This window comes from Burkholderia sp. BCC0419 (assembly GCF_902830285.1).
In the GTDB taxonomy this organism is placed as follows: domain Bacteria; phylum Pseudomonadota; class Gammaproteobacteria; order Burkholderiales; family Burkholderiaceae; genus Burkholderia.
Genome location: NZ_CADESR010000003.1, coordinates 672,637 through 688,528 on the forward strand (window position 1 = coordinate 672,637; position 15,892 = coordinate 688,528).

Annotated in this window: 13 protein-coding genes; all 13 read right to left on the bottom strand. The window is 60.7% G+C overall.

Going from position 1 to position 15,892, the window contains the following annotated elements; all coding sequences use genetic code 11:
- Positions 1-174: 174 nt before the first annotated feature.
- Complete coding sequence (locus tag HWW87_RS21325; RefSeq protein ID WP_175822004.1) at positions 175-618, bottom strand: hypothetical protein; 444 nt, start codon at positions 616-618, stop codon at positions 175-177.
- Positions 619-785: 167 nt separating this feature from the next.
- Positions 786-1,205 carry a hypothetical protein gene (locus tag HWW87_RS21330; RefSeq protein ID WP_175822005.1) on the bottom strand — a complete coding sequence of 140 codons (420 nt, stop codon included), beginning with the start codon at positions 1,203-1,205 and terminating at the stop codon, positions 786-788.
- 348 nt (positions 1,206-1,553) lie between these two features.
- Positions 1,554-2,240 carry a hypothetical protein gene (locus HWW87_RS21335; RefSeq protein ID WP_175822006.1) on the bottom strand — a complete coding sequence of 229 codons (687 nt, stop codon included), beginning with the start codon at positions 2,238-2,240 and terminating at the stop codon, positions 1,554-1,556.
- A 314-nt stretch (positions 2,241-2,554) separates the two neighbouring features.
- Positions 2,555-3,124, bottom strand: coding sequence for a hypothetical protein (locus tag HWW87_RS21340; protein ID WP_175822007.1), 570 nt, complete (start codon positions 3,122-3,124; stop codon positions 2,555-2,557).
- A gap of 139 nt (positions 3,125-3,263) precedes the next feature.
- Positions 3,264-3,743, bottom strand: coding sequence for an SMI1/KNR4 family protein (locus HWW87_RS21345; RefSeq protein WP_175822008.1), 480 nt, complete (start codon positions 3,741-3,743; stop codon positions 3,264-3,266).
- Between the two features lie 10 nt (positions 3,744-3,753).
- A complete protein-coding gene (locus tag HWW87_RS21350; RefSeq protein WP_175822009.1) occupies positions 3,754-8,052 on the bottom strand; it encodes an RHS repeat-associated core domain-containing protein in 4,299 nt (1,432 codons plus the stop codon).
- On the bottom strand, positions 8,049-8,513 hold the full coding sequence (locus tag HWW87_RS21355; RefSeq protein WP_175822010.1) for a DcrB-related protein: 465 nt from the start codon (positions 8,511-8,513) through the stop codon (positions 8,049-8,051). Before HWW87_RS21355 ends, HWW87_RS21350 begins: the two co-directional genes overlap by 4 nt.
- Before the next feature lie 17 nt (positions 8,514-8,530).
- On the bottom strand, positions 8,531-10,669 hold the full coding sequence (gene tssI, locus HWW87_RS21360) for a type VI secretion system tip protein TssI/VgrG (RefSeq protein WP_175822011.1): 2,139 nt from the start codon (positions 10,667-10,669) through the stop codon (positions 8,531-8,533).
- Positions 10,670-10,802: 133 nt separating this feature from the next.
- Complete coding sequence (gene tssF, locus HWW87_RS21365; RefSeq protein ID WP_175822012.1) at positions 10,803-12,683, bottom strand: type VI secretion system baseplate subunit TssF; 1,881 nt, start codon at positions 12,681-12,683, stop codon at positions 10,803-10,805.
- 45 nt (positions 12,684-12,728) lie between these two features.
- On the bottom strand, positions 12,729-12,947 hold the full coding sequence (locus HWW87_RS21370; RefSeq protein WP_175822013.1) for a hypothetical protein: 219 nt from the start codon (positions 12,945-12,947) through the stop codon (positions 12,729-12,731).
- Positions 12,948-12,962: 15 nt separating this feature from the next.
- On the bottom strand, positions 12,963-13,472 hold the full coding sequence (locus tag HWW87_RS21375; RefSeq protein WP_175822014.1) for an OmpA family protein: 510 nt from the start codon (positions 13,470-13,472) through the stop codon (positions 12,963-12,965).
- A gap of 86 nt (positions 13,473-13,558) precedes the next feature.
- Positions 13,559-14,827, bottom strand: coding sequence for a diguanylate cyclase (locus HWW87_RS21380; protein ID WP_175822015.1), 1,269 nt, complete (start codon positions 14,825-14,827; stop codon positions 13,559-13,561).
- Complete coding sequence (locus tag HWW87_RS21385) at positions 14,824-15,531, bottom strand: YfiR family protein (RefSeq protein ID WP_175822016.1); 708 nt, start codon at positions 15,529-15,531, stop codon at positions 14,824-14,826. Before HWW87_RS21385 ends, HWW87_RS21380 begins: the two co-directional genes overlap by 4 nt.
- Positions 15,532-15,892: the final 361 nt, after the last annotated feature.

A 15,892-nucleotide genomic window follows, 5' to 3' on the forward strand; every position in this document is an offset into this window, starting at 1 on the left:
GAAAAAAATTATCCCCTTCCCCCCTTCGCGATATAGCGCCCCTTTTTGCCCATCACAACCAAACACGCATCAAATAGTGACCCAATCCTTCCAACTAACTCGATAAAATCTACATCTTCCAGAAGAATCACACTCAAGCACCGATCAGCCCCAGACACCAATTCACCCATAGATTTATATCGAATTCAGTTTATCTAGATAGAGATCTGATCCAGCAGAAACCCTCCCGCCCCTACCTTTCAGGTCCTCAAAAAATTCGATTGCGAATCGCTTCATTTCAGAGACAAATTCAAAGCGATCCACAACCACCTTTAAGGTTTCTCGAACGGTTACAGAAAAAACCACACTGGCGCCGTGCACCGCAAACTTTATTTCGATAGGCTGATCTGGAAAATAAGTCTTGAACCCCTCCCCGCGTGAAACACACACCAAACCTTCAGCCAAATACGCCCATAGTTGATTAACACAATCCCACATTGATTTATCAAGAAGAACGACCCCATCTACAGAGAGCTCAATAGCCCCTTCGATGTAATCTGGATCTTGTATTTTTCCATCGAAACTATGGAAATCTACAAACCCACCCTCGGACTTGAGATATGTTATTACCTCTATCACCGCCTCACCTTGTTTGAAAGACCCCTTACCAAGGGGAGCAACAAACCCGCACTTTTTTGTTATTTTTCACCACATAAGCAAAATGGGATCGAACCTCCCCATAGCACCGCTCCCTCACAACGCACCTTTAACACCTCCTCACCAAAAACAGCAATAGACCAGCCACTTCAGAATGAATAAACCCACAACTCATTGAAGACAAAATCCAAACTTAGAAAATCTGTTAATCGCTCGAAATCATCAAACTCGTCCGGCAACGAAAGCCCCACTCCCTTTATGTCATCCACCTGAACAAATCCGCACCATGCGATCTGCGTTTCCGTATTTTTCAATACGTCGCCCACTGTCATGCCTGGCCATAGTTTTCCCTGGAAATTCCCTCTAAACTTATTATTGCAAGCCAGACTTTCGATACGACCATTCGCCGGATCATGGTAGACAGAAATCGCGTTATCAACCTTGACCGCGTTCCGATCCATTCTGATTACGGCACATGTCGCACCTAATCTGTCAATGACATCCTCAACCGACTCACCGAGAAGAATCCCTCCCAGCGATTTTCCGGGGATAATTGTATTATCCAACATTTATACCCCCACTTTGGGTAATTAGATAACACTCCGCCCACATATACTGGATTATCGAAAATCTTGTCCTAATTCTGAAATTCAGGCGGACCAATTCGCCCCTGACGTGACTCGTCAGCTTGCACTGCGTCCGTAGCACCTCACTATGCAGATCGTCCCGTTCGATGTCCGCAACCGCGGCACCATCAAAACGAATCTGGTGCACATGCCCTGAACCGTAATGCAGCCAATCGATCGTGTGCTCGCCAGAAATCGTCGTGCTGACCCGATTGCCGAGCTCGTCGTAGGTGTGTGCGAGCCAGCCGGTCGGCGTGTATTCCTGTCGACGCCCCCAAGATCGATACGCTTTCATCGTTTCTTTTTGGTACGCCACTCGTTGAATGCAAGAGCCACCACATCAGCTTTGTCATTGCATGCGTTTATTCCACCCACCCACCAATCCATCCCCTCTTTTTCAATAATCGATTTTACCAATCGCGAATTCCATGGCGCGCCTTTTTCAATGTATCCGGAAAGATACAAATTTATACGTCGAACAAGCTGCGGATTGGAAAATATCGTCATATCATCCAAATTCCTGCGCACCCCTTGCTTTTCAACAAACTTCTCACCACCCTTGTAATAAATTCCCAACTCTTGATACGACGGACCCTCAAATTCTATTTCAGAGAAATTCGACTGATTCGACGCATACAGAGGATCCGACGACAGCATGGGCCACTTCACGGAGCAAAAATTTCTCCCAAAATCAAAAGACGCCATAGTCGGATTGAAAAGACGATACTTTTTCCCAAATTTTTCTGACTTTGCACCCTCCAAAACAGCATCAAAGTCAACATTAAATTCATCAAAAACTTCAATCCACTTTGTCACCCCAACAAAAATCACCCGAGAATACACAAGCCCCCACTCACCGCTCATTTCACAGGGAATTGCAACAATATCGCCTGGTTTTACTTTCAATAACCCCATATCATTTACCTCCGCATCGACCTCAGCTCGTCCGGCAACCCCGAAACATCGTTGTGGAAGCAATAAACGGCATCCCGTACATCCGCATCGTTAGCCGCCGCCTTCCCTTGATCGATCCGGGCAAGCGGCACATAACTATTCGACTCATACAAGTACGTCAGCGCTTCCTCGCCCTGACGATCGTGATACGTCTCCTGCGCCAACCGCATGCCGTCCCACAGGAAATCCGTACTCGCGTAACTGCCGTTGAGCTTCCGAATCCGCCGGCCAAACACGTCGTACTCGAAATGCGTTGGTACGGCCTCGATCGAACTACGATTTGACTATGGGAAATCAACACGTCAATCGTTTGTATGATTGCTCCTTGAATTCATGATTCAAGGAGAACCAAGATTGAATAACCACTCGTGATATTTCATCTTGTCACGATCTGTCAAGGTACCTGCAACGAGTTCACGAGCAAAATCCTTCTGCACATTCATTTCATGGTCGACTGGATTCGCCACATGTCCTCCAATCAACTCAAAACTCTCCAAGTAGTCGATTCGATTTATCAGAATCTCGGCACATGCAGCCAACTGTTCCACGTTGTATTCAGCACACCATTTCACCAAAAAAGACAGCCCTGCTAGCAAATCAGTTGCGCCTTGGGCAGCAGCATCGTCATCCATTTCGACAGCATCAGGGTCCCAGTCCACTTGCTCTAGATCGCTTAGCGGATTGGATTTTTCGTTTCCGTTCCACACCTGATCGAGGTAATCGCCGACTCGTTGTCTGATCTGTGCGCTTGCGTCCCTCGCATGCGTGGCAAGGAACTCGAATATTGAGTCGTCGTGCGCAAGTCCAATACAACACCAAACACCAAAACGAGCAAGGTTATCGAGCTTTCCAGCAGCAAGAATTGATTCGAGATATTTTTTATGTGACTCGATATCGAAAATATTCACCTCCAAACTACATCTGATGAAAGGTGCGGCCGCTCAGCGGCTTGACGAGCTTGATCAGCTTCAACTTGCTTGCAAACGCTACTAGCGGCGACCCTTGTCCGCCCAGCCCCGGATTGCCATCGCTTCGCAGGACCGAACGCTAGCCGAATGCCTCATCTTCAGAAACGAGCGAGCTGACGAATTGGTCAAATGAATCAGTCAGACGCCGATCAGCCTTCTGGCGGTTCTCCAAGTCCGTCAACGTTTCGTCGTAGGTGTCGGTCAACCAATAATGTACGGCACCGCCATCAGTGTCGACACAGAAGAGATTACCGCCAGGATCAGTGGCAAATGGAACAAAGGTTCGAGGGTATCCCCCCTTACCCGCGACTCGCGCATAAATGCTTTGAACGCTAGGCTTGCTAGCACCCTGCGTTCCGATAGGAAGGAATTCATGGATCCATATCGGCTCCCAATCATCCTCCATTGGAAACCAGTCGAGAACTGGCATGCCACCATTGAACTTCAGGTAGTGACCCTTCATCGCTTCCGGTAGCTGGACGCCTAAATCGCTCTCGAGCTTCTCTATGCCCGATCGGTCAATGGCGGGCCCACACTTCGAGAACTCGTTTTGCTTCATACTTCCTCCGTTAGCATCCTCGTTTGGGACTGCGCCCCTTCAACCATCCCTGCTCTTGGGCGACCCGCACGGCGTCGGGGGAATCGTATGCAACGCCAAAGTGCTTTGCAAATTGATCCGCCGAACCAGCATGCGGGAATGTGTCGATATGTGCTTGCGTTTCGACCAGTTGCATCGTCGTGCGCCCCGTCTCAGGATTGAAGTCGTTCAGATGGTGCCACGTATAGCCGGTGGCATCAGCCTTTGAAATATTCGCTTCTTTGAATGCCTGAACAAAGTCTCTCGATCTCGATCCCTGCATGGTGATCTCTACGATATTCCGCTGGCCTTCCGTCACCGGAAACAGATTGGGACTCCCAGAAAAGTCGACGCCCTGGTAAGCCCATCCCCACGGATCGATCCATTGGATCGGATTCGGTGCGTACCGGTAGAGGTTCGTTCCACCTAGCAGGCCGATCGGGTCGGGATTGATGAACCGACCGATATCCGGATCGTAGAACCGGAACGTGTTGTAGTGCAGCCCAGTTTCACGATCTAGATACTGCCCTTGGAACCGCAGGTTCTGTGGTCGTGGTACGTGCGTCGACGTCGGTGCGGCCACCGACACTTCACCCCAGGCGGCCGCCGACCGCCGCGGCGCCCGCGCAACCCACTCCTCCTGCACCGCATTGCCCCACACTTTGTAGCGCGCCTGCCAAACCAGCTCGCCATCAGCGTCAGTCAGTTCCTCCGGCAACCCCGAAACATCGTTGTGGAAGTAATAAACCGCATCCCGTACATCCGCATCGTTCGCCGCCGCCTTCCCTTGATCGATCCGGGCAAGCGGCACATAACTATTGGACTCGTACAAATACGTCAGCGCTTCCTCACCCTGACGGTCGTGATACGTCTCCTGCACCAACCGCATGCCGTCCCACAGGAAATCCGTACTCGCATAACTGCCATTGAGCTTCCGGATCCGCCGGCCGAACGCGTCGTACTCGAAATGCGTTGTCGCGATTCCGAGCCGGTCCTTCGTCACGACGGTCTTCAACTGGTTCCAATCGTCGTACTCAAGCACCAATTCTTTAGCCGGCCCATGCCCACTCAGCTTGCGAACGAGCCGCCCATACGCGTCGTACTCGAAGCGCTTGTCCTCGAACATCTTGAGCCGGTTGTGCTCAACGTAGCCGCCCGGGTGATCGCTCGACACCAAGTTCGCCGCCGCATCCCAGCGAAACACTTCCGACGGCAATCCCGGCCCTGCGGCCTGTTCGATACGCCCTGTCGGGTCATACCGATAGCTCGTCGTGCCATAACGCTGATCGCGCTTCTGGATCACGTCACCTGCTGCATCGTATTGCCACTGCTTCGCAAGCAACTCTCCGCCCGCCGTACCTCGCTGCGCAGTTTGCCGAGCACGGCGTCCCACCGCGTCATACCCGAAGTGACTCGTCAGCTTGCCCTGCGTCCGTAGCACCTCGCGATGCAGATCGTCCCGTTCGATGTCCGCAACCGCGGCACCGTCGAAACGAACCTGGTGCACATGCCCCGACCCGTAATGCAGCCAATCGATCGTGCGCTCGCCGGAAATCGTCGTGCTGACGCGATTGCCAAGCTCGTCGTAGGTGTGTGCGAGCCAGCCAGTCGGCGTGTATTCCTCGACGACTTCTCCACGCTTGTCGTACTTCAGGCTGACGCGATTCTTCAGCGCTGGCCCACGCGCGGCGAGGGTGTACAACTCGGCCGATGTGATCCGGCCTGCCTCGTCATACAGGTATTCGCAACGCTCGTGCGCGGCTTGCTTCGCCGTCAACCGCCCGACCGCATCGCGCTCGTATCGCGTCTCGATCTGTCCATCGCGTACGATCGTACCTTGACCGCACACGTCGTACTCGTACGTACGCTTGTGACCATCAAGACCGATCTGTGCGGAAACGAGATCGCGACGGTCATATTGAAAGCGATACGTCTCACGGTTCTCGTTGGTCAAGCTCGCCAACCGGAACGCATCGTCATAGCCGAACCGCACGACACGATCAGCCGCATCCGTGCGCGCCAGCAACAATCCACGCGGATTGAGCTCGTAACGCGTGCTGCGCTGATTCGCATCAACGACCTCAACGAGGCGCCCCGCCACGTCGTACCGAAACGTCTGATGCGCACCATCAGCCGTCCCGATTCCCGTGACCCGCCCCATCGCATCCGTTTCGTACACGGTGGCATGGCCGGCGGCATCCGTCACCCGCGCGAGCGCACCACGTGCGTCATACGCAAAACGCGTGACCTTGCCGGAACAATCGGTATACGCGGTCAACTGCGCCCGACCATTCCATTCGAGGAACTTGTACCCGCCACGCGCATCGCGAATCGTATGCACGAGCCCACGATCATCGCGGTAATACTCGGTCGCGAAACCCGCCGGATCGCGCGTCATCGTCAGGTTGCCGCGCGCGTCGTAACGATAGATCCATCGCGCGTTGGTCGGATCGATTTCCGCAACAGGCAGATCGTAGTGCCCGTTCCATTCGGTCCGCTCGACCTGGCCGAGCGCGTCGATGCGCTGCGTCTGCCGCCCGCGCTCGTCATATTCGAAGCGAGTGGCATGGCCGGCCGGATCGGTCGTGCTGATCAGCTGCCGCATCGCATTCCATTCGAACTGCCAGACATTGCCTTCAGCATCCGTATGGCTCGTCGGCTGCTGATCCTCGTTCCACGTCCAGCGCGTCACGCGCCCGATCTGGTCGGTGATCGTCACCGAACGCTGCGCAAGGTCCGCGTCGAACGTGTACGCTTCGCCGTCGTCGGTCCAGTGGCGCACGACACGCGCGTCGCGACCGACGCCGTTCCACGCGTAAAAGCACTGTAGTCCGCCGGGCAGCGTATGCCGTGTCATCAGGCCCTGTTCGTAACCGAAATGCCGCCCGGTATGGCCGCTGCGATCGGTGACCGATGCGAGTTCGCCGGCGTTCGTATAGCCGTAACGAACCAGGGTCTCGGGCAATTCGCCGTCGACACCACGTACCAGTTCGATCGATGCGACGCGTCGCGGATGCTCCGGATCGTAATGCAGCGTCAGCACACGGCCGGCGCTATCGTGGAGCCGAACCGGCCGCACCCGTTCGCCGACACTCGCACGCTCGACCTCGATCCAATTGCCGTTCCGGTCCTCGAGCCGCCGAAGGCCCAGCGTTTCAGCATCCGACGCCGGCGCCCCGGCCGGGCCGAAATCGCGATACGCGCCATCGACCGTTTCGATCACATAGTGCCCGCCGACGGTACAAATCAGGTAGATGCCTTCAGGCACGCTGAAATGACTCTCACCCGGCGGCACCGCCGGAAACTCGATATCACGCCCCTGCTCATCCCAGTACGTGATCGACGTGATGACGCCGTTCCCCCGCACCAACCTCAATTCGACACTGATCGGCACGCTCCAGCCGGCCCCGAACAAGCCATCGGCGCGATCGTCGTGGCTGCTGTAAAAGCGCCGCCAGACGATCGGCAGCGGGCCAGGCAACACGAAGTCCGTGTCGTCGCTGCCGTCGAGAATCTTGCCGCCGGTGATCACGTTGACGGGATGGCCGGCCGACGGCTGCATCTTGCTGCCGAGCCATGTGCCGAATATGCCGGCCGCGAAGTTCATCGCGAGACACGGCAGCTTGCCCTTGACGAAATCGCCCCAGCTTCCCTTGCCTCGACCACAGAGCGCAAGCGCGATACCGATCGCCGCGCCGAGTCCGGCGACCCACGGCCGCGCCGCACTGATGTCGCGCACGGTCTTCGTGCCGCCGCCGAAGAAGACGTCCGGCGAGCCCTTCGAGATCGTGCCGTCACAGGTGGTCTTGTCGTCGACTCGCGCCGCGGGCAGATCGTTGATGAACACCACGTCGGACCCTTGCGCAACGAATTGCGGACCGGGATGATCGCTGCACAGAACCGGATCCATGTCCGCGCCGTCGGCCGCGCGTGCGGCCGGCTTCCCGTTGACGAACACATCGGGGGAGCCGTTCTGGATCGTGCCTTTCTCCTCGGGCGGAGAAATGGCATTGCCGAGCCCCTTCGCGGCCTCGTCGATCTTGTCGTTGAGGCCGGAGCCCTGCATGTAGGCGGCCACGCCGACACCGATCGCCAGCACGATGGGCGTCGCCAGCCCACCGGTGCCGATTTCGAGCGCACCCAATGCACCGAACACGAGACCTTCCGCTATCGTGGTCAGCGCCCATCCGATCCCCAAGCCGCCCAGCAGCGACCCGCCCATGCCGAGCAGGTCGCCCGCGAGCGTCGTGTGGGTAAAGGGATCGTCCTTACGAGCGGCCGGCTGACTCATGGGCGGCCGGCATCCGAAACCAGCGTGGGCGCAACCGGGCGCGGCTGGAAGCTCTCCAGCATGCGCGCGGCGAGCGCACGTTGTTCGTCGTTGAGCGGCGCGGCATTGGTCAACGTCATCACGATCACCTGCCCGCCGGCATCGAGCCGAAACGCCGTCTGCATCTGATGAAAGGTGCGGCCGTCCTGTTCATGCGTCGATTCCGTCTGTACGCCGGGGCATTCCGCCCGCCCGACCGTCACCGGGCGTCGCGACTGCACGTTCAGGTTCTGCGCGGTGCGCGACGCCTGCGCCCATTCGCGCTCGACGAACGCGTCGATCGACTCTTGCTCGCGCAGCCGGCCGCGGGACACGACGAGACTCAGCCCGCCCGGGCCGACGGGAAGAATCAGCATGTTGACGGTGCAGTCGAGCGCCGCGTCCGGCAATTCGAAGGTGCCTTCATGGATTGCGTAGTGCATGGCTGGTGTCGTTCGAGTTATTTGTTGAGATCGATGCGCTTGCCGTTCACCGTCACGCCGTCGTCGGTCATCAGGATCACGGAGCCGTTGTGCTCGAGGCGAATGCCTTCCGGCGCGAGCGAGATCGAGCTGTTCTGCACCTTCAGCAAGATGCCCCGCTCGGCCACGTGGACCTGCGTGCCGCCACCGCCATCCTTGGCCGGCGTCGTCACCTCGACTGTGGTCGCGGTCGTACTGCGCTTCTCGGCGATCGTCTCGGTCAGGTTGCCCTGCGGAATCTGCTTTTCTTCGCTGCCCGTCGCCACGAGGACGGTACGCATCGGCCCGAACACCTTGTGCGTCTCGTTGTTCTCGACCACGGTGTTCATGTCCTTCTGCGCGTGCATGAAGAATTCCTGCATGCCGTTCGTGTCGGTCATGCGGATCTCGTTCGACCCCTGCCCCTTGTGCGTCTGGCTCTTGATCCCCATCGTCTGGCCGGCGGCGCCGTGATACGGGTTGCCCTGCTCGCCGTTGAACACGCGGCCGACGATCACCGGGTTATCCGGATCACCTTGATTGAACGCCACCAGCACTTCCTGCTTGATCCGCGGAATCGCGGCCGCGCCCCAGCCGTCGCCCGCCCACGGCTGCGACACGCGCACCCACATCGAATCGGAACCGTCCTTCTTGCCGCGCCGATCCCACGGAAAATTCACCTTCACGGCGCTCCCGTTGGTGTAGATTTCCTCGCCCTTCGGACCGACGACGATCGCCGACTGCGTGCCGTGAATCACCGGCTTCGGCGTCGCGCGCGGCGCACGGTAGGGAATCTTCTTCGGCAGCAGCGAGAAGCTGTTGCGGTACGGCAGCTTCGCACTGTGCTGCGTGTAGTCGTTCACGGCCTCGTGACGCACGTGCAGGATCACGTATTCCTGGTTGTTCTCGAGCACCGGGTGATTCGCCACGTTGACGGCGCCGGCCGTGGTCATGCGCCACGCATAGCCGCCGCCGGTATAGCGATGGGCTTGCGCCTCCTCGGCCTCCATCGCGAAACGCGCATAGCGGTTGCCGTCGTCGCCGTGGTCGTACAGCGACTGGTGCTCGAACCGCTCGGTCGCATCGAGCCGCGCATGCTTGAGGTTCTGCGGCCCGGCCTCCACCAGCATCAGCGGCGACGACGGATTCTGGTGATTGAAGTCGCGGAACGTGACCTTGCCGACGCCGAAGCGCCGGCCTTCATGCAACTGGTCGATGCCGCTGTCCTCGCTGGCCTCGGTCGCGGCGAACGGCACGGTGGCGAGCCCGTCGATCGGGCGGAACAGCAGGTTCGTGTCGCCGATCACGAGAAAGTGCTTGTCCTTCTCGTAACGATGCGTCCACACGAGCCCCTCCTGCTCCATCAGCCGCGCGCAGAAATTGTAGTAGCTCTCCTGGTACATCACGACGTACTCAAGCGGCTTCTGGCTGGTCCGGATGTCGAACACGAAATCGGCAAAACCGTGTTCCTGGAAAATCTCGGTGAGGATGTCCTGCGCGGTCTTGTTCTGGAAGATCCGGCAGTCGGTCGAGCGCGTCAGGAACCAGAACCACGGCACGGCCGTCAGGTGGTATTGCGTGACGTTCCCGGGGTTGCCGGCCCGGTCGAACGATGCAACGTAGCCGTCGAAGTAACGGTCGTTGTCGCCGGTGCCCGACGCCACGACGCGTTCGAGCGTCGACAAACGCGCCTGCTGGTCGAAGCGGATCTTGACCTGCTGGCCGATCAGGTCCTCCGGCCGCAGGTCGTGGCGGTGCGACAGCAGGTCGAGGTGGATTTCCGGCAAGCGGTTCACGTGCTCGTCGACGACGGCCGCGCTGACCAGCAGCACATCCGGGCCGAGCGGCGTATCGAGCGTGACGTATCGGTTGAGCTGGGTCAGGCGCGCGGGGGTGGCGGCGCCGTTGATCGCTTCGGCAATCGCTCCGGGCGTCTTGTCCATCAGCGAGAAGCCGGTCTGCGCGAGCTGCATCGCGCGCTGGACAGTGTCGACGTGCCCGGCCAGGCCGGCGAGCGGCCCGAGGCTGCCGGCCACACTCGACGCGATCGGGCCGGCGAGGCCCCCGAGCGCGCTCAGGGAGCCGAGCGCACCGCCGCCCAATCCATTGGGAATACCCCCGTTCGGAGCGAAACTCATTCTTGTTCCTTGCGTGTGATCTCAGGTTCCATCGGCCGGATCGCCGGTCCGCGGCCCCGATAATGTAGGGTAAAACCCGAGCGCTTGAAAGACGTCCGCAAACGTTTTCGTTCGGGCCCTGAAAATCGAAAAACTAGACCAGCGGCTGAGTGCCCGGACGCGGCGCACCACGCCGAAGCAGCGCGCCGGTAGCGGCCGAAAACAACACGACCTGCACGAAGCTGGTTACCGGCACGTATGGCGCGAAAAACCGGTCCATCACGTGCGCGAATCCGCTCAGGCTGAATGCGGAAAAACGCTGCTCGTCCACGACCAGCCGCACCTCCAGCCCGTGCACGAAAGCCGATGCCGGCTTGCCGGGCAGCCAGCACCGCACGCGCGCCGTCGACAACGACACGAGCGCATCGAAGCGCCGGCCGGCATCGACGGAGTCTTCCGCCCAGCGCGCGCAAACCCGCCTGAGCTGGGTCAGGCCGCCCTTGTCCAGCCGGATCGCCTGCGGCACGAGGAGCGACAGCAGATCCCACAGCTCCCCATGGCGGAAAGCGGGCGGCCGGCTCGGGGTCGGCCGGTTCAGCAGCCTGACCGTTCCCGCCGGATCGCCCGCGGGCAACGCCAGTTCGCGCTCATGCATCCCGGACAGATCACCCTGCGTGCAGGACAGCCGGATCTCCAGCTTGCGATGGCCGGGGTCGGCAGGTCGTCCGTCCCGGTCAACCAGCTCCAGTTCGACGCCGCGGAGCGCCTCGGCAGCCTCGGCCGGGGCCGGCGTCGGGGGCGTGTCCGCCTTCTTGGACCGGGAATCGACAGGTTCCTTCGGTGCCCGCCTTGCCTCATCGCGCAACACCGTCCAGAACAACCCGGGACGCCTATCCGCGCCATGCCGCAGCGACCGGAACGGCGCCAGCGTCGACGTTCCCGAGTCGGAAACATGACGAACGGTGTCGATCGACCAGATAGCCGTGCGCGACGCTCCCGCCTGCGCGAGCGCTCTCACCGCATAGTGGGCGCAACCGGCGCGTGTCTCGATCGGCTGGGCGTCGTCCGGAAACAGGTTGATGATCGGCGCACAAAACAACCGGACGTGGTCGGCCGTGGCGGCGGCCAGGCGCTGGGCGCGATGCGAATCCGGATGCACGCCCGCGATCGCGAGGTGGAGCGCGACGCGACGGCTGCCGCCGGCGATTCGCTTGATCGCCCGCATGTCCAGGTCGACAAAGTCGAAGCGCTCCGGCACCGCGCAATACGCCATCAGCAAGTGGAACGGCCAGAGGGCATCGTCCGGCCGCACGTCGAGCAGCGCATCGGCAGGCTCGAATCCGACGGCCGTGAACGTCGCGTCCGGCAGACGCTTCCAGCGCGTTGAATCGCCTGCTTCGGCGAAGCTTCGGCCGGCAAGAAGCAACGCGGCATCGGTGAGCGCCGCGACGATTTCCCTCGCACCGGTGAAATGCAGGCGCAATCTGTCCGGCACGATGGCGAACGTCGCCTCCGGCGTAGTGAGCTCGAACGTGAAGGTCAGCAAGCCGGTCGTTTCCGCGGGCAACGCGACGTCGCGCGGCGCGATCGACGATGTCGTGTAACGCACCGACGACACCGTCAGCGGCACGATCTCGATGTCATCGGCAATACGAAATACTTCCTTGCCGATCGGCGTGATCAGCCGGTCGCCGCGAGGAACGACGCGGGGCGCAGTCAGTTCGCTGCTGCGGTCGCCATGAAATTGCGCAATCGCGCACGACGGGAACGGGCGCAGGAATGCGCCGTGCAGCGTATCGAGAAAACCGTGCGTAAACGCAGGCACATCATCTTCGAGACGAATGTCGTGACACGCCGCCATCAACGCGAACGACTGCAACAGGCGTTCGACGTGCGGATCGTCCGAATGCCCGCCGGCGATCGCCAGGCGAGCGGCTATTTTGGGAAAGTGTTGAGCAAACGTCTGCATCGAACGGCGCAGCAGCGTCATCTCGCGTTCGAAGTGCGGCAGCAGATCCTTGGGTTCGATGGCCATACTCGTTCCGTCCGTCGCCGCATGTGCGTACCCACGATGCAGCGTTCAAAAAGGCGGAACGATTTTATTTGGACGACCGATCGTTTCATTTCCGATGAATCGAAAATCGCCATTTTGGCGATGATGAATCCAGTCGATGGCGATCCTGAATTCCGCGAACATCAAGGCTCGCCGCTTACGAACGGCCGCTCGGACATTTTCGCGCCAATGGTGACGAACCGTTACAACAGACGGCCCAGCGTGCTTGTCGGCGCCGGTAGCCACGCGCACCGCGTCGCCTCACCGCGGCGAAACCACAATCGCCGCCCGCCGATTCTGCGCCCGCCCGGCCGGTGTGCGGTTATCCCCTACCGGATCGCGCTTCCCTTTCCCGATGATCGCGATCTGCTTCGCATCGAGTCCGACGTCAACCAACTCAACCGCAACGACTTCAGCCCGCCGCCTCGACAACTCGAGATCGTAAGCAGCCTCCCCCTCCTCGTCCGAGTACCCATAAACCCGCACCCCGTTGATTCCCGCCGAACTCAACGTCCGCCCGATCCGCTCAACGATCCGCCGCACATCCGGCTTGAGGTTGTACCGGTCGAAATCGAACAGAATCGGCCCGGTCGACCCGAACTCGAATCCCTGCCCGGTCTCCTGGAACCCGGCCGACTTCAGCGCCGTGACCTGCGTCTGCGTCAACCCGCGATGAAGCGGCGGCGTCTTGCAGCCCCCCAGCAGCATGCACAGCAGCAGCGCGCTCCCGACGCACATCCGCCCCATGCTCACAGGAAACGAGTGGTTCATGTCACATCCCCTTCTATCGCGCCCGCTCTGCAAGCGCTTCTTTTAACCGCCGCTGCGGCCTCGCCCGCAGCGCGAGTCGATCGACATCACACCGGCCCTGCAACGCTCTCCGCGAGCTGCCACGATCCCGGCCGCGCGCGCTTGGCGCGGTACATCGCGATATCCGCCGCGCGCAGCAAGCCGCTCGCGTCCGACGCGTGATCGGGATACAGCGCAACGCCGGCACTCATCATGGTGGCCACCACGCGGCCGTCGGACAACTCGATCGACGGCGCCATGCCGGACAAAATCTCGTCGGCGATCCGGCCCACGCTGCCCGCTTCAGGCAGCGCCGCCAGCATCACCGCAAATTCGTCGCCGCCCAGGCGGGCGACGAGATCGGTCTCGCGCACCCGCGTGCGCAGCCGCGACGCGATGCCGATCAGCACCGCGTCGCCGGCGTCGTGGCCGAGACAATCGTTAATCTCCTTGAAGCGGTCGCAGTCGAGATAGAGGACGGCGACCCGCTGCCCCGTCAACGTGGCCTCGCAAAGCGCAAGCGCGAGGCGCGATTCGAACTGCACGCGGTTGGGCAACCCGGTGAGCGCATCGTGCGTCGCCTTGTGTTCGAGCGACGCGTTCTCGTCGCGCAGCGTGTTCTGCCAGTCTTCGAGTTCGTCGAGCAGCGCGTTGAAGTCGTCGCCGAGCTGGTTCAGTTCGGCGATCGCCGCGGGCTCGACGCGCCGCGCGAACGCACGCTCGCGCCGCACTGCGTGCGCGACGCCCGCCAGCGCGCGCAGCGGCGAAACGATGTCGCGCAGCAGACGCTTCGAGCTGACATACGCACCGAACACGCTGACGGCAAGGCAGCCGAGAATGCCGCCGACGCCGCCGAGCAGGAAGCCGAAGAACTGGTGCCCGCGCCCGCGCACGACGACGTGGCCGACGATGATGCCGTCATGCATCACCGGGGCGGTGACCGGCCCCGGCAGCGCCACATCGGCGACGGCGCGCTCGAGCCGCGCGATCCCGTTTCGGGCCGGCAACTGCCACGTCGCGAACAGTTGTCCCTTGCTGTCGGTGACGACCACCTGCGCGACGTCCTCGTCGCCGGCGATCATCCCGATCGCCTCGTTCGCCGCGACGCGATCGCCGAACACGAGCGCCGCCTCGACCGTATAACCGAGCGAGCGCGCCAGCAGGTTCAGGTTGTTGCCGGCATACGCGCGCAACGCGATCACGGCGACGACGATCAACGACACGGCGGCCATCGTCACCGCGACGAACGCGAGGCGCAGGTGCGCGCGACGCAGCACGCTTTGCAGCGTCGGGCGCCGCAGGCGCGAAGCGGAAACGGGGGGCGCGAAGCGTGTCATGGCGTCACCGGCCGTCGTGCGAGATTGAGGACGTTCGGATGCACGCGCACGCCGCTGCGCGCGACGGCATCGAGATTGATGTCGAAGGTGACGCGCTCACCCTCGACAGTGACGCAGAACATCGCGCCCGCGGTGCAGGACATATCGTGTTCGGCGATGGTCAGCACCGGGCGGCCGGACAGCTCGGCCTTCACCCGTGCTCGCTCATCGTTGCCGAGGGTGCCGAGATAGACGACGTCGCACGCCATGCCGAGCGCGGGATCGTCGAAACGGATGCGCTGCACGTCGAGCAGGGTCGAGCCGGCCTGCAGCGTATCGGTCAGGCCACCCGCGTAGTCCGGCCTGCCCGTCACGCACAGATGCAGGCGGACGGGCGTCGACGGCCAGCGCGTGAAGCTGATGATGCCGAGCACCACCTGACGCACGGCGGAGTCGTGTGACGAAAAGGCGGGACCCGTTGGACTAACCGGCGTGGTGGCGGCGGCAAGTTGCACCGTGTCGACCGGACGCTCCGTCACCGCAGTCGCTCCGGCGAGGACGGCAGGTGTCGCGCTCAGGACGCAAACGATTGCGGCAATCGCATGGCGGAACGTGGCGACTCGGTCGCGCCGGCCGGACGCCTTTCGCGCGGCGATTGCCGCCGCACACGCTGGCGTCGATGCGACTGCAAGATCCGCAGCCGCCACGCACACATTCGCATCCATGATGGAAACATCTGCTGCAGTCGTTCCCGGCCCTGCCTCCTGCCTGCCATGCGCGTGCAGGCACCGTATCACGCGCACGAGTCCTTCCATCTTAGGTAAAAATTCGTATCCCAAACCAGTGGGATACACCCGCGCATCATGTCGGAAACCATGCTGAATCGGCGCTGCGGCAACCAACGGCGGCCCGGTGTCGGCGTCGGTAAATTGATCTGCGGATTGAACCCCGGGTCACGGCAAACTTCATCCATCCGACCGCCACGCATTCAAGCGCCTCGCCTGCGTCAAATCGATATCGACGAGAATATCCGCTTGTCCTGCGGCCATACGTCGGAATGCCGGCATGCCCGAATGCCGGATCCAG

What these genes read in the sequence shown, in the direction of transcription:
- HWW87_RS21330 (WP_175822005.1), bottom strand. Translation starts at nt 1,205, where the DNA reads ATGTTGGATAATACAATTATCCCCGGAAAATCGCTGGGAGGGATTCTT.
- HWW87_RS21345 (WP_175822008.1), bottom strand. Translation starts at nt 3,743, where the DNA reads ATGAAGCAAAACGAGTTCTCGAAGTGTGGGCCCGCCATTGACCGATCG.
- HWW87_RS21350 (WP_175822009.1), bottom strand. Translation starts at nt 8,052, where the DNA reads ATGAGTCAGCCGGCCGCTCGTAAGGACGATCCCTTTACCCACACGACG.
- HWW87_RS21355 (WP_175822010.1), bottom strand. Translation starts at nt 8,513, where the DNA reads ATGCACTACGCAATCCATGAAGGCACCTTCGAATTGCCGGACGCGGCG.
- tssI (WP_175822011.1), bottom strand. Translation starts at nt 10,669, where the DNA reads ATGAGTTTCGCTCCGAACGGGGGTATTCCCAATGGATTGGGCGGCGGT.
- tssF (WP_175822012.1), bottom strand. Translation starts at nt 12,683, where the DNA reads ATGGCCATCGAACCCAAGGATCTGCTGCCGCACTTCGAACGCGAGATG.
- HWW87_RS21375 (WP_175822014.1), bottom strand. Translation starts at nt 13,472, where the DNA reads ATGAACCACTCGTTTCCTGTGAGCATGGGGCGGATGTGCGTCGGGAGC.
- HWW87_RS21380 (WP_175822015.1), bottom strand. Translation starts at nt 14,827, where the DNA reads ATGACACGCTTCGCGCCCCCCGTTTCCGCTTCGCGCCTGCGGCGCCCG.
- HWW87_RS21385 (WP_175822016.1), bottom strand. Translation starts at nt 15,531, where the DNA reads ATGGATGCGAATGTGTGCGTGGCGGCTGCGGATCTTGCAGTCGCATCG.